The sequence below is a fragment of the Mesorhizobium sp. P2_D6 genome (assembly GCF_056404315.1).
Map to the genome: position 1 here is coordinate 1 of NZ_JBFUEG010000006.1, position 13,046 is coordinate 13,046.

The 13,046-nt window shown below is 62.7% G+C and carries 11 protein-coding genes and 1 pseudogene; 2 read left to right on the top strand and 10 right to left on the bottom strand.

Going from position 1 to position 13,046, the window contains the following annotated elements; translation table 11 throughout:
- Window positions 1–226, top strand: a pseudogene (locus AC1D1L_RS14325) (IS110 family transposase); the annotation flags it as partial.
- 94 nt (window positions 227–320) lie between these two features.
- On the opposite strand, the gene AC1D1L_RS14330 reads toward AC1D1L_RS14325, so the two are convergent.
- Window positions 321–1,040 carry a helix-turn-helix domain-containing protein gene (locus AC1D1L_RS14330; protein WP_477342200.1) on the bottom strand — a complete coding sequence of 240 codons (720 nt, stop codon included), beginning with the start codon at window positions 1,038–1,040 and terminating at the stop codon, window positions 321–323.
- A 312-nt stretch (window positions 1,041–1,352) separates the two neighbouring features.
- Here AC1D1L_RS14330 and AC1D1L_RS14335 point away from each other — a divergent pair, with 312 nt between their 5' ends.
- Complete coding sequence (locus AC1D1L_RS14335) at window positions 1,353–2,711, top strand: NAD(P)-binding domain-containing protein (RefSeq protein WP_477342202.1); 1,359 nt, start codon at window positions 1,353–1,355, stop codon at window positions 2,709–2,711.
- A gap of 28 nt (window positions 2,712–2,739) precedes the next feature.
- On the opposite strand, the gene AC1D1L_RS14340 is transcribed toward AC1D1L_RS14335, so the two are convergent.
- From AC1D1L_RS14340 to AC1D1L_RS14380, 9 genes are all read right to left on the bottom strand, one after another.
- Window positions 2,740–3,117, bottom strand: coding sequence for a GFA family protein (locus AC1D1L_RS14340; RefSeq protein ID WP_477342204.1), 378 nt, complete (start codon window positions 3,115–3,117; stop codon window positions 2,740–2,742).
- Window positions 3,118–3,154: 37 nt separating this feature from the next.
- Window positions 3,155–5,134 carry an ABC transporter permease gene (locus tag AC1D1L_RS14345; RefSeq protein WP_477342206.1) on the bottom strand — a complete coding sequence of 660 codons (1,980 nt, stop codon included), beginning with the start codon at window positions 5,132–5,134 and terminating at the stop codon, window positions 3,155–3,157.
- A complete protein-coding gene (locus AC1D1L_RS14350; protein WP_477342208.1) occupies window positions 5,131–6,210 on the bottom strand; it encodes a quaternary amine ABC transporter ATP-binding protein in 1,080 nt (359 codons plus the stop codon). The genes AC1D1L_RS14345 and AC1D1L_RS14350 overlap by 4 nt, the downstream gene beginning before the upstream one ends.
- 72 nt (window positions 6,211–6,282) lie before the next feature.
- A complete protein-coding gene (locus tag AC1D1L_RS14355) occupies window positions 6,283–7,257 on the bottom strand; it encodes an ABC transporter substrate-binding protein (protein WP_477342210.1) in 975 nt (324 codons plus the stop codon).
- A gap of 421 nt (window positions 7,258–7,678) precedes the next feature.
- The gene (locus AC1D1L_RS14360) at window positions 7,679–8,464 is read right to left on the bottom strand and encodes an SDR family oxidoreductase (RefSeq protein ID WP_477342212.1); all 786 of its coding nucleotides are present in this window, start codon (window positions 8,462–8,464) and stop codon (window positions 7,679–7,681) included.
- Between the two features lie 10 nt (window positions 8,465–8,474).
- Window positions 8,475–9,260 carry an SDR family oxidoreductase gene (locus AC1D1L_RS14365; protein WP_477342214.1) on the bottom strand — a complete coding sequence of 262 codons (786 nt, stop codon included), beginning with the start codon at window positions 9,258–9,260 and terminating at the stop codon, window positions 8,475–8,477.
- A 90-nt stretch (window positions 9,261–9,350) separates the two neighbouring features.
- The gene (locus AC1D1L_RS14370) at window positions 9,351–10,859 is read right to left on the bottom strand and encodes a sugar ABC transporter ATP-binding protein (protein WP_477342216.1); all 1,509 of its coding nucleotides are present in this window, start codon (window positions 10,857–10,859) and stop codon (window positions 9,351–9,353) included.
- Between the two features lie 29 nt (window positions 10,860–10,888).
- Complete coding sequence (locus AC1D1L_RS14375; protein ID WP_477342218.1) at window positions 10,889–11,827, bottom strand: substrate-binding domain-containing protein; 939 nt, start codon at window positions 11,825–11,827, stop codon at window positions 10,889–10,891.
- A gap of 112 nt (window positions 11,828–11,939) precedes the next feature.
- Entirely contained in the window at window positions 11,940–12,923 is a 984-nt protein-coding gene (locus AC1D1L_RS14380) for an ABC transporter permease (protein ID WP_477342560.1), read from the bottom strand.
- Between the last annotated feature and the right edge of the window lie 123 nt (window positions 12,924–13,046).

Below are 13,046 nucleotides of genomic sequence, written 5' to 3' on the forward strand. Positions count from 1 at the left end.
CGGCAACAGGCATGTGCGCGCCGGACGCGCCGGGCCGCGTGGCATCCTCTTCATCGTCGCAGCCATCGTGGCTAAGTTCGATCCACATCTCAAAGCGTTCGCTCAAAGGTTGCAACTGGCGGGAAAGCCCAAAATGCTCATCCGCATCGCGCTTGCCAGAAAACTTCTCGTCATCCTCAATGCAAAAGCACGCGACGCGAGAAGTGAGTTCGCAAATGCAACTTGACCCCCCAGATAGTCGCTCTCCCCTCGGGGAGAGGTCGGATTGCCCCGAATTGCCTTGGCAATTCGGTCTTGGCAATCCGGGTGAGGGGGCTTCGCTACCCCGCACTGTTCTGCGGATAACAAATAATCGACAAATACCGCATCGGCAGCTTTGTCAGCTGCTCCGGTCCATGCGGCGCGTCGGCGTCGAAGAACAGGCTGTCGCCCGGCTTCATCGGATAGAGGTTGCTGCCGTGGCGGTAAACCACTTCACCCTCCAGCATGTAGAGGAACTCCATGCCTTCATGCTGGAAGGTCGGGAACACATCCGAATCCTCGGTCAGGGTGATCAGATAGGGCTCGACGACCACACCGCTGGTGTTGGAACCGATATGTCCCAAGAGATTGTACTGGTGGCCGGCGCGCGTGCCACGGCGCTCGACATCGAGGCCTTCGCCGGCTTTGACGAAGACGGCGCTGCGCTCTTCCTCGAAGCGGCGGAAGAAGGCGGTGACGGGAACGCCAAGCGCTCTGGACAGCGCCTGCAGCGTTGTCAGCGACGGCGAGGTGATGCCGTTTTCGATCTTCGACAGCATGCCCAGCGAAATGTCGGTGGCAACGGCGAGATCGGCGACAGTGATGCCGAGCTTCTTGCGGAAAGCGCGCACCTCGCGGCCGATCGCCACCTCCAGCACCTTCTCGCGCGTGTCGCGGATGGCGTGCGGGTTCTGCGTCAGCGGCGTACGGATGGTCTTCCCGTCCCCCGAGACCTTCGGCAACGGCTTGGCCTTGGCCGGACCGGCGCCGGGCTTGAGATCGGATGCTGTCTTCGCCATGTCGCCGCTCCCAAGAATCGCAGATTTATTTCACTCAAGGTGAACATATTCGCTGCCGATACAGAAACGCAACCGCGACAGCAAGCCCTTAAGTCGAATGGTGTCGGGTCCGGATTTGCGCTGTCATCGGTTTTTGCGGAAAATCCGCTGGGACGAAACGCGGTTTCACCACAAGCCCTGTTGACAGCATCGAAGGGGCAATTACTGTCACTGTGAGTGAAATTTGTTTCGTAAGAGCAATCCTGGGAAAAGCGTGAAACGGTTTTCCCACAGGAATTGCGTCAAAGTTGAAATGAGACCGGGAGGCCTGCCATGAACACTCGCGTTGCCGTCATTGGAGCCGGGCCGTCCGGCCTGGCCCAGCTCAGGGCCTTCAAAGCGGCCGAAGACAAGGGCGCCACCATTCCTGAAATCGTCTGCTTCGAAAAGCAGTCGGACTGGGGCGGCCTGTGGAACTACACCTGGCGCACCGGCCTCGACGAACACGGCGATCCCGTCCACGGCTCGATGTACCGCTACCTCTGGTCGAACGGACCGAAGGAATGCCTCGAATTCGCCGACTACACATTCGAAGAGCATTTCGGCCGCCCGATCGGCTCCTATCCGCCGCGCGCCGTTTTGTGGGACTACATCAAGGGCCGTGTCGAGAAATCGGGCTTGCGCAAATGGGTGCGCTTCAACAGCCCGGTGCGCATGGTGACCTTCTCGGATGTGACGAAGAAATTCACCGTCACCGCGCATGACCGCACCAACGACGTCACCTACTCCGAGGAATTCGACAATGTCGTCGTCGCGTCCGGCCACTTCTCCGTGCCCAACGTTCCCTATTTCGAGGGCTTCTCCACTTTCAACGGCCGCATCCTGCACAGCCATGATTTCCGCGACGCGATGGAGTTCAAGGGCAAGGATATCCTGATCATCGGCCGCTCTTACTCGGCCGAGGACATCGGCTCGCAATGCTACAAATACGGCGCCAAATCGATCACCTCCAGCTACCGCTCCAAGCCGATGGGCTTCAAATGGCCGGAGAACTGGAAGGAGGTGCCGCTGCTGCAAAAGGTCGTTGGCAAGACGGCGCATTTCAAGGACGGCACCACCAAGGATGTGGACGCCATCATCCTGTGCACCGGCTATCTGCATTCCTTCCCCTTCCTCACCGACGATTTGAAGCTCAAGACCGCCAACCGCATGTGGCCGCTCGATCTTTATGAGGGCGTCGTATGGGAGAAGAACCCGAAGCTGTCCTATATCGGCATGCAGGACCAGTTCTACACTTTCAACATGTTCGACGCGCAGGCGTGGTTTGCCCGCGACGTCATCATGGGTCGCATCAAGCTGCCGTCGTCGCAAGCGATGGCCGAGCACAGCGCGAAGTGGCGTGCCCGCGAGGAGACGCTCGAAGACGCCGAACAGATGATCTGGTTCCAGGGCGACTACACTAAGGAATTGATGGACCAGACCGACTATCCCGGCTTCGACGTCGAGGCTGTCAACCAGACCTTCATGGAGTGGGAGCACCACAAGGCGGAAGACATTATGAGCTTCCGCGACCACGCCTACCGCTCGCTGATGACCGGCACCATGGCGCCGCTGCATCATACGCCTTGGCTGCAGGCGCTGGATGATTCCATGGAGAGCTATCTCGAGGTGAAAGGTGTGGCGGCGGAGTAGCATCCACAAGCCAAGGACGAGCCTGCCGTCACGCCGGCACCGCGACCCAACTGTGGCGGCGCTTGTCATAGACTGACTTTGTCGGCGCCGGGAAGGACGGATCGGCGAAACAGCCGACGGCCACTGCGACCGCCTCCAGTTTTCGTGACGGATACCAGAACACGGTCGACCCGCACGTTCCGCAGAAATGAAAGCTGATCGGGAAGCCGCTGTCGGAAACGCGTTGGAATGTCTTCGATGTGCCCCGGATATCGGTCGCGGCGGCGTCGAAGAAGGCCGCGATGCCAAACGGGCTGCCGGTCCGCCGCTGACAGTCGAGGCAATGGCAAAGCGACACCATGGTCGGCTCTTGCGGGCAATGTATCTGCAATTGTCCGCAGGTGCAGTTGGCCACCCTGCTGCTCATTCTCTTCTCTCCTTTTGGTGGTATTGGCGGTTGAGTTTTACCCCAGCCTCGCCCGTGCCTTCGCGGTCCAGGCATTGAACAGCCGGTCGGCGACGATGCCGATGAAGGCGATGGCCAGGCCCGCGACGATGCCGCGCCCGGAATCGGCCTTGGACAGAGCGATGAACACCTCCTGGCCGAGATCGCGCGTGCCGACCATGGCGCAGATGATGATCATCGCCAGCGCCATCAGGATGGTCTGGTTGACCCCCAGCATGATCTCTGGCAGCGCCAGCGGCAGCTGCACGCGAAAGAAGGCCTGGCGCGGTGTGCAGCCCGAAACCTTCGCCGCCTCGATTAGTGCCGGCGGCACCTGGCGGATGCCGTGATTGGTGTAGCGGATCGCCGGCACCACGGCGAAGGCGATCGTTGCGATCATGGCGGTGACGTCGCCGACCCGAAACAGCATCACCACCGGAATGATGAAGCAGAAGGACGGCAGCACCTGTAGCGTGTCGATGATGGGCGTGACGATCTTTTCGAAGCGGTCGCTGCGCGCGGCCATCAGGCCAATCGGAATGCCGATCAGGCAAGCGATGAAGGCCGAGATGCCGCAGAGATAGACCGTCGCCATGGTCTTTTCCCAGAGACCGGTGATGGCGCAGAAAGCGGTCAGCGCAGCGACCAGTGCCGCCAGCCGCAGGCCGCCGAGCTGATAGCCGGCGAGGCCGAGCAGCGCCACAGCACCCATCCACGGAAAGCCTTCGCAGAAGGCGCGCAGCGGGTTCAGCACATTGAGGATCAGCGCGACGCGAAAAGCTTCGATCACGTCGAAGAAGTTGATCGTTATCCAGTTCACCGCCGCCTTCCACAAAGGTGCGGTGGTGAAGGTGATCGCCTTCGGCACCGCCGCGAAGGCCGGCACGTAGAGGCTGAGCAATGTGGTGACGGCAAGGATGGCGAGGGCGAGCGTCAGATTGGGATAGCGGCGCCATAAGGCCGGTTGCAAAACCTGATGCGTCTGGCCTTTCGCCTGCTTGTGGGCGATGGCCTGGCTCAGCCGGTCGAGCGCGATAGCCAAAGCCACGATGGCAAGGCCGGCTTCCATCGCTTCGCCGACCTTCAGCGCGCGCAGCGCGAGCAGCACGTCGTAGCCGAGGCCGCCGGCGCCGATCATCGAGGCGATGATGACCATATTCAGCGCCAGCATGATCACCTGGTTGACGCCGACCATCAGTGTCGGCCGCGCCGAGGGCAGCAGCACCCGCCACAATTTCTGCCGCGCCGTGCAACCGGCCATCTCACTGAAATCATCGATCTCGGACGGTACGCGCGACAGACCCAGCATCGTCGCCCGCACCATCGGCGGCGTGGCGAAAATGGCGGTGGCGATCATTGCCGACACCGGGCTGTTGCCGAACAGGAGCAGCATCGGGATGAGGTATGCAAAGGTCGGGATGGTCTGCATCAGATCGAGGGCAGGGGAGACGATCAGCCTCTCGGCCCACGGCTTGCGCCAGGCCCAGATGCCGGCAAACAAGCCGGTGACGATGCAGAACGGCACCGCGATGGAAATCAGCGCCAGCGTCAGCATGGCGCTCGTCCACTGGCCGAACAACGCAATGTAGAGGAAACAGCCGCCGACCAGAATGCCGAGCTTGCGGCCGCCGACGGCATGGCCGGCGATGAAGGCGACAGCGCAGACACCGACCCAGGACAACCGCGGCAGCACAGAGGCGTCGGCGCCGTGGCCGATCTTGAAGCTCTTGGCGAGCAGATTGAGCGCGAAATCGAGGGGAACGCCGAGCACCGCGGTGATCGAGCGGGTCAGCCACGACAAGTGCGATTTGATCCAGCGCATCAGCGCGCTGACCCAGTCGGCGACGGGGACGACCGCCTCGGCCGGATAGTTGACCGCCCAGGGCAGCCTGTCCTGCAGCAGGAACACCACCAGTACGGCGGTCAGTGCCAGCGCCCAGATCACAAGCCAGCGCTGAGCCGGCGGTCTTGTCTCGCTGGCGCTTGCCGTCACCGTCATGCGCCGGCTCTTGGCTTGTCCAGGCCGGCCAGCAGTCCGATCACCGCTTGCGGCGTCACTTCGCCGATCGGCTTGCCGGTGCCGTTGACCACCGCGAACGGTTTTCCTGAGGCAACGATGCTGGCGGAGAAACTGGCGATCTTGGCATCGGGCGAAACCGTGCCGCCATGCTCCGAGCCATCGCAGGCGCGCATCAGGCTGCGCGCCGAAATCACCTTGGCGCGGTCGACGTCGCGGGTGAATTCGGCGACATAGTCGGTCGCCGGATTGACCACGAGCTGTTCCGGCGTGCCGATCTGGATGACCTCGCCATCCTTCATGATGGCGATGCGGTCGGCGAGCCTGATTGCCTCGTCGAAATCATGGGTGATGAAGACGATGGTCTTGTGCAGCATCGTTTGCAGCCGCATCAGCTCATCCTGCATCTCGCGGCGGATCAGCGGGTCGAGCGCCGAGAACGGTTCGTCGAGGAACCAGATCTCCGGCTTGGTGGCAAGGCTGCGGGCGATGCCGACACGTTGCTGCTGGCCGCCGGAAAGCTCGCGTGGATAGAAATGCTCGCGGCCACGCAGGCCGACCAGTTCGATAACCTCGCGCGCCCGCGCTTCTCGCGTCGGCCGATCCTGGCCCTGAATACTCAAGGGGAAAGCGATGTTCTCCAGCACATTGAGATGCGGCAGCAGCGCGAAATTCTGGAACACCATGCCCATGCGATGGCGCCGCAGTTCAATCAGCGCGGCATCGGAAATCTTGAGCAGATCGTTGCCTTCGAACTCGACCTTGCCGTGGGTCGGCTCGACCAGCCTGGACATGCAGCGCACCAGCGTCGACTTGCCGGAGCCCGACAGCCCCATGATGATGAAGATCTCGCCCTGGCGTATTTCGAGATCGACGGCGCGGACCGCGCCGACCAGTCCGGCGGCAGTGACATCGGCCATGCTGGCCTTGCCGTCGCGCTCGCGAATGAAGTTCGCGGCGTTCGATCCGAACAGCTTCCAGACATTGCGGCAGGCAAGCTTTATCGGCCGCGCATCCTTTGGCGTGCCAACTGCCTGCGGTTCAGTCGCTTCCGTCATCCAATGGTCCTTCTGGAAAATAGGGAAATAGACCCGGCCGCTACGGCCGGGTCTGGCTTCCAGTCGGAACGATCACTGCGCCCAGGCTTTCCAGTCGGCTTCGTGGGCGGCGATCCAGGCGGCAGCGACTTCTTCAGGCGTCTTGCCGCCGAGGTCGATCTCGCCGCTCATCTTGTTGAGCTCGTCGGTGTCGACCGTGTAGGCTTTGGCCACCTTGTAGGCGAGCGGCCATTTGTCCTTCATGCCGGACCAGGAGTATTTCCAGATCTCGCCATGCGGCTTGCCGCAATCATATTTGGCGTCGGGGTTGGTGCCCCATTTCGGGTCGGTGTAGCACTCGGGCGTGTATTCGGGGAATTGCACCCATTCGCCCTTGTACTTGGCCGGCGCCCAGTGCGGCGAATAGATCCACAGCATGATCGGCGCCTTGCGCTGATAGGCCGAGTCCAGTTCGGCGAACATCGCCGCGTCGGTGCCGGCATGGATGACGGTGAAGGGCAGCTTCAGCGCCTCGACGCGCTCGTCGTCAAAGCCTTCCCAGGTCACCGGGCCGCCGAGATAGCGCCCCTTCGGTGCGGTCTCCGCTGTCGAAAAGGCTTCGGCGCATTTCGGGTCCTTCAACGCTTCCCAATTCGGCAGGCCCGGGCATTTCTCCTTCATGTATTCGGGAAACCACCATTCTTCCTTGGCCTTCGGTCCGAGCTTGCCGAGCCGCTCGGTCTGGCCGGTGGCGTCGGAGGCCTTCATCGCTTCGCCGGCCGTCGTGTCCCAGAATTCCAGGCCGACATCGATGTCGCCATTGGTGAGGCCGGTGGTCAGGCTGGAGAGGTAGTCGGCGGTCGGATATTCGACGGTGTAGCCGAGTTTTTCCAAAATGCCGCCAAGGATCTTGGCGTTGAGGTTGACGCTGGTCCAGTCGAACAGCGCGATCTTGATCGGGTCGTTGGATTCAGGCGCGGCCGCTTGCGCCGCCGGTGTCAGTACACTTGCCGAGGCAAGTGCGAAGGCTCCCATTGATAGGTTCGAAATCACACTGCGAAATGACATGCTTGTTCTCCTGTCAAACCATGTGGAAGTTCTTAGTCGTTCCCTTCTTGCGTCTTTTCTTGATTGTGTTGGAAAGGCGGGTCGTTACGCAAGCTCGTTCGCGCCATACCATCTCCATGGCCGCAACCGGCGCAGGGAGATGGTGCTCAATCTGGTGGTGGTATGGTGCTGGATAGGCCCGCGTCATGGCATCGCATGGATTGCTGCGCGAGCAATCGTCAACAAATCGATCGCCGCTCCGGCGGCGCTCTGTGACTTCAGAGCCATCAAGGTCCCATGATCTCGGCCGGCGAGCCCCATCCCCACCAAGGCCGTTTCATGGGATGAAATTATATATACCAACGTTCATGCGGCGCAACGGCTGACGGCTCGTGCACTGCGGAATTTCAGACTGGTCGATTGCCAACCGCCAGAGCGGACTTCACGACATGATCAGGCCGCCATCGACATTGATCGTCTGGCCGGTGATGTAGGTGGCGTCGTTGCTGGCGAGGAAGCTGACCAGGCCGGAGACATCCTCGCCGCTGCCGGCGCGGCCCATGGGGATGTTCTTCACCCATTCGGCCATCAGCTCGCCGGGCTTGTAGTCGCCCATCAGCTTGCCCCAGGCGGCGTCGTTATAGGCCCACATGTCGGTGTCGATGATGCCGGGGCAGATCGCGTTGACGGTGATTTTCTCCTTGGCCACTTCCTTGGCCAGGCTCTGGGTGATGCCGACGACGCCGAACTTCGACGCCGCATAATGCGGCGTGTAGATGAAGCCTTGCCGCGCCTGGCCCGACGCCGTGTTGATCAGCCGGCCGCCATCGCCATGCTTGCGGATGCGGGCGATTGCTTCCTGGCAGCACAGGAACACGCCCTTGGTATTGACCGCCATCACCTTGTCCCACTCGGCCTCGGTCATCGCCTCGATCCGGGCGATGGTGATGACACCGGCATTCTGCACCGAAATGTCGACACGGCCGAACTCACTTTCGGCGAGGTCGTAAAGAGCGGTGACCTCATCCTTCCTGGTCACGTCCATGCGCATCGAAGCGACCTTGGCGCCCGCTGCTTTCAGGCTGGCGGCGACCTCTTCGACGCGGGCATCGATGGCGCTGACCACGACCGCAGCACCTTCCTTGGCAAAGCGTTTCGCCATTGCCGCGCCGATGCCGCCGCTGGCCCCGGTGATGACAGCCGTCTTGCCTTCGAAACGCTTCGGCACTTTTGTTCTCCTACCAGCAGACAAAACCGCCATCGACGATCAGGTCGATGCCGGTGACAAAACTCGCGGCGCGGCTGGCCAGGAACACGGTCGGGCCGACCATCTCTTCCGGTGTCGCCATACGCCCCATCGGCGTATCGCGCTTGAATATCTTGATCTGTTCGGCGACTTCCGGCCGCTTGTTCATCGGCGTCAGCGTGTAGCCGGGGCTCACCACATTGACGCGCAGGCCGCGATCGGCCCACTCCATGGCAAGGCTTTTCGACATGTGGATGACGGCGGCCTTCGACGAATTGTAATGCGCCTGGGTGAGCCCGCGATTGACGATCGAGCCGGACATCGAGGCAATGTTGATGATCGAGCCCTTGCGCCGGGTCAGCATGGCGCGCGCCTCCGCCTGGCAGGACAGGAACACGCCGCTGACATTGACGTCGTAGATTTTCTGCCATGTCTGCAGCGGCAGCGTTTCGGCCGGTTCGGCTCCAGCGATGCCGGCATTGTTGACGGCAATGGTCAGCGCGCCGAGTTCTCTCTCCGTGCGCGCGACCGCCAACGCCAGGTCTTCCTCCGACGTCACCGTGCCGGTCAGCACCAGCGCCTTGCGGCCAAGTGCTGAAATCTTGTGTGCCGTCTCGTCGAGCCCGCCCTTGGATGTGTGACCGAAACAGACGACATCGGCGCCGGCTTCAGCCAGACCAATTGCGATCGCTTGCCCGATGCCGCTGCCGGCTCCGGTCACCAGCGCCACGTCCCCGTGAAGATCGAATAGTTTCATTCGTCGGTCCCTCTGCTCCAACCACCGGCCGTCTGAAATGAAGGGGCGCCAGTCCTTGCTGGCGCCCCGCGCGGTCGATCCTTGGGAGGATATCACCTGCTGCGCGTTATTCTAGCTCGTGGCGAGTTCCATCACCGCGACATTGCTGGCGTCGCTGCGGTCGAGAATGCCGCGCTGGCGGCCGCGGCTCAGCACCAGCACGCGGTGCGACAGCCCCAGCACTTCCTCGAGATCGGAACTCACCACCACCACCGCCATGCCCGAGCGCGCGAGGTCGGCAATGACGTCGTAGATCGCCGCACGCGCGCCGACATCGATGCCGCGCGTCGGCTCATCGAGAATGAACACCTTTGGTGGCCGCGACACCCATTTGGCGATGATCACCTTCTGCTGGTTGCCGCCGGAAAGTTTTGAAACCGCCTGGCCAGGCTTGCCTTTGACACCGAGCCTTGAGATGCCGGCCTCGGCAAATTTCTGCACCGCTTTGGGAAACACCCAGCCCTTCGGCGCGACATGATCGAAATTGCCGAACGCCAGATTCTCGCCGATGGTCTGGTCCAGCACCACGCCTTGCGCCTTGCGGTCTTCCGGCACCAGCACGACGCCGGCCTTGATCGCCGCCGCCGGTCCGCTGAGATGCACCGGCTTCCCGGCAACGCGTACCGCGCCGGAGGAAATCGGATCGGCGCCGGCGATCGCCCGCACCAGTTCCGTGCGGCCGGCGCCAATTAGCCCGGCGATGCCGAGAATCTCACCAGCTTTGACCGTGAAGGAGACGTTATTGAAACTTCTCTCCGGCGAGGACAGATTCTCGACCTCGAGCAGCGTCTCCTCGCGCGGCGGCGACAGATGCGGAAACATCCGCTCGACCGAGCGGCCGACCATCTGCTCGACCACGGTGCGCACGGGAATGTCGGAGCGTTCGTGGCGGGCGACGATGCGTCCGTCGCGCATCACCACAACGCGGTCGGCAATCTGCGCGATCTCGTCGAGACGGTGGCTGATATAGATGAAGGACATGCCTTCGGCCTTGAGCTTGCGGATCTGCTGGAACAAAAGCTCCGTTTCCTCACCGCCAAGCGCTGCGGTCGGCTCATCGAAGATCAGCAATTCGGCGTTCAGCGTCAGCGCCTTGGCGATCTCGACCTGCTGCTGGGCGGCGATGCGCAGCGTGCGCACTTTGCGCTCGGGCGAGACATCGAGGCCGAGCCGCTTCAACTGTGCCGAGGCGTTGGCATTCATCGCCGCACGGTCGATGCGGCCGCCGCGCATCGGCAGGCGCCCGACATAGACGTTTTCCGCCACCGACAGGTCCGGCAGCAGCTTCAGTTCCTGGTGGATCATGCCGACGCCGGCATCAATTGCCGCGGCAGGCGAGGCGGGGGAGTAGTGCTTCCCCCGCCAGACGATGGTGCCGGCATCGGGTCTGGTCGAGCCGGCGATGATATTGGACACCGTCGACTTCCCGGCGCCGTTTTCGCCGAGCAGCGCCACGACCTCGCCCGGCCGCACCTCGAAGCTCGCATCGGCCAGGACCTGGACCGGTCCGTAGCTCTTGCAGAGGCCGTTGACGAAGAGTCCGTTATGCGGGCTTTCGCTGTGGCGTGGGGCAGTGGACATCGTGGCGCTCTCTTGACCGGTGCGAGCTGTTACGGGTGCTTGGCGATGAACTGCTCGACATTGTCCTTCGTGGTCAGCGTCGCATCCTGCAGCTGTTCGGCCGGAATGCTTTCGCCGGCCACCAGCTTGATCGCCGCATCGACGGCGAGCCTGCCCATGCCTTGCGTCTGCTGCGTCGCGGTGACGTCGAACACGCCGTCCTTCAGCGCCTTCAGCGCCGCCACGTCACCGTCGAAGCCGGCAACCCAGACCTTGTGGCCGGGATTGGCGACCTTGACCGCCTGTGCTGCGCCAAGCGCCAGCGCATCGGCCTGGCCGATGACGATGGAGACATCGGGATGCGACTGCAAAAGATCCTGCGTCAGCTTGAAACCTTCGTCCTGGTGCCAGCCTTCGCTCCAGAGCTCACCGACCACCTTGATGCCGGGATAGGCCTTGAGCGCTTCGCCGCAGCCCTTCGAGCGGTCGACCTCGGGCGTCGTGCCCTTCTGGCCATGGATGATGATCAGCTCGCCCTTGCCGCCGGCCTGCTTGGCGATGTAGTCGCACACGGCCTGCGCCGAGGCGACGCTGTTGGTGGCAATGAAGGTGTCGCCCGGCGCGCCGTCGGCGTTGCGGTCGACATTGATCACCGGGATGCCGGCGGCCTTGGCGGTCTTGGTCGGCACGGTGGCGGCGGTGGCGCCGGCCGGGATGTAGATCAGCGCGTCGATGTTCTGGGTGATCAAATCCTGCACCTGGCTGACCTGCGTTGCCGAATCGCCCTTGGCGTCGACGGTGACGATCTCGATGCCCTTCTCCTTGCCGTAGGCTTCGACCGACTGCTTGATCTGGTTGAAGAAGTCGGCCTGCAGATTGGCGACAGCGAGGCCGAGTTTCTTGGCCTCTTTGGCCGAGGCCATGTCGGTCAGGCCGAGCAGCGGAATGATTGCGGCCGCGGCAAGCAGCAGTGAACGTTTGGTCAGCATGTGTTTCCTCCGTTGATAGTCAAACTGTCCCGCCTGCGCATCGCGCTCCTTGGAACATCCCAGTTTCGGATCGACCGATCCGTCTATCGCCCGGACGCTCCGGGCGAATTCCTCATTGAGCTCGCCGACGCCAGGTGTCGGTCGCGACGGCAAGCGCGATCACGACGCCGATCACCACCTGTTGGATGAAGGGCGAGACGCCGAGCAAATTCAGCCCGTTGCGCAGCACGCCGATGATGAGCACGCCGACCGCTGTGCCACCGATCGAGCCGACGCCGCCCGAGAGACTCGCGCCGCCGATCACCACCGCTGCGATGGTGTCGAGCTCATAGCCGAGGCCGGAACTGGGCTGCACCGAATCGAGCCGCGCCGCCAGCACGATGCCGGCAAGCCCGGCGAGCACGCCGCAGATCGCGTAGACCCAGTTGGTCAGCGACTTCACCGGAATGCCGGAGAGCCGCGCCACCTCGGCGCTGCCGCCGATGGCGTAAAGGCTGCGGCCGGTGGCGCGGTAGTTGAGGAAGATGGCGAAGATGATGGCCAGCACCATCATCAGCCCGACGGTGACCGACAGGAAGCCGAAATGGCGGATGATCGACAGGTTGGTGAACCAGTCGGGGAAGCCGACGATCTGCGAGCCGTCGGTGATCATGTTGGCAAGACCGCGCGCCACCGACATCATCGCCAGCGTGGCGATGAAGGGCGGCAGCCGGGTGACGGTCACCAGCAGGCCGGACACCAGTCCGCAAAGGCCGGCGACGACCAGTCCGGCGATGACGCCGGCCGCAAGGCCGAGATTGAGATAGTCGGGGTGGGCGACAAAGCCCATCACCATGGCGGCCAGCGCCAGCACCGAGCCGACCGAGAGATCGATGCCGCCGATCAGGATGACCAGCGTCATACCGATCGCCATGATGCCGAGCACGGTGATCTGGTCGAGCACATTGAGGATGTTGCGAACGGTGAGGAATGTGTCGGTGGTTAGCGTCAACGCCAGGCAAAGCAGTGCGAGTCCGATCAACGGTCCCATGGTTCCGGCGAACAGCGCGGAAAGCTTTGTACCCGTCGCGCCTCGAGCGCCGGGCGCGGCTTTCAACTCGCCAGCTTTCGAGTCGCTTGCATCATTGCTCACGGCCACTTCGTCTCCTCCGTCAGCGAAACGGCGATGGCCTGCCGCCCGCTCTTGTTCACCAGGCACCTCCCTGTGAACAATTTATCT

Excerpts from the sequence above, each read along its gene's own strand:
- AC1D1L_RS14330 (WP_477342200.1), bottom strand. The coding sequence starts at position 1,040 with ATGGCGAAGACAGCATCCGATCTCAAGCCCGGCGCCGGTCCGGCCAAG.
- AC1D1L_RS14335 (WP_477342202.1), top strand. The coding sequence starts at position 1,353 with ATGAACACTCGCGTTGCCGTCATTGGAGCCGGGCCGTCCGGCCTGGCC.
- AC1D1L_RS14370 (WP_477342216.1), bottom strand. The coding sequence starts at position 10,859 with ATGTCCACTGCCCCACGCCACAGCGAAAGCCCGCATAACGGACTCTTC.
- AC1D1L_RS14340 (WP_477342204.1), bottom strand. The coding sequence starts at position 3,117 with ATGAGCAGCAGGGTGGCCAACTGCACCTGCGGACAATTGCAGATACAT.
- AC1D1L_RS14355 (WP_477342210.1), bottom strand. The coding sequence starts at position 7,257 with ATGTCATTTCGCAGTGTGATTTCGAACCTATCAATGGGAGCCTTCGCA.
- AC1D1L_RS14345 (WP_477342206.1), bottom strand. The coding sequence starts at position 5,134 with ATGACGGTGACGGCAAGCGCCAGCGAGACAAGACCGCCGGCTCAGCGC.
- AC1D1L_RS14375 (WP_477342218.1), bottom strand. The coding sequence starts at position 11,827 with ATGCTGACCAAACGTTCACTGCTGCTTGCCGCGGCCGCAATCATTCCG.
- AC1D1L_RS14350 (WP_477342208.1), bottom strand. The coding sequence starts at position 6,210 with ATGACGGAAGCGACTGAACCGCAGGCAGTTGGCACGCCAAAGGATGCG.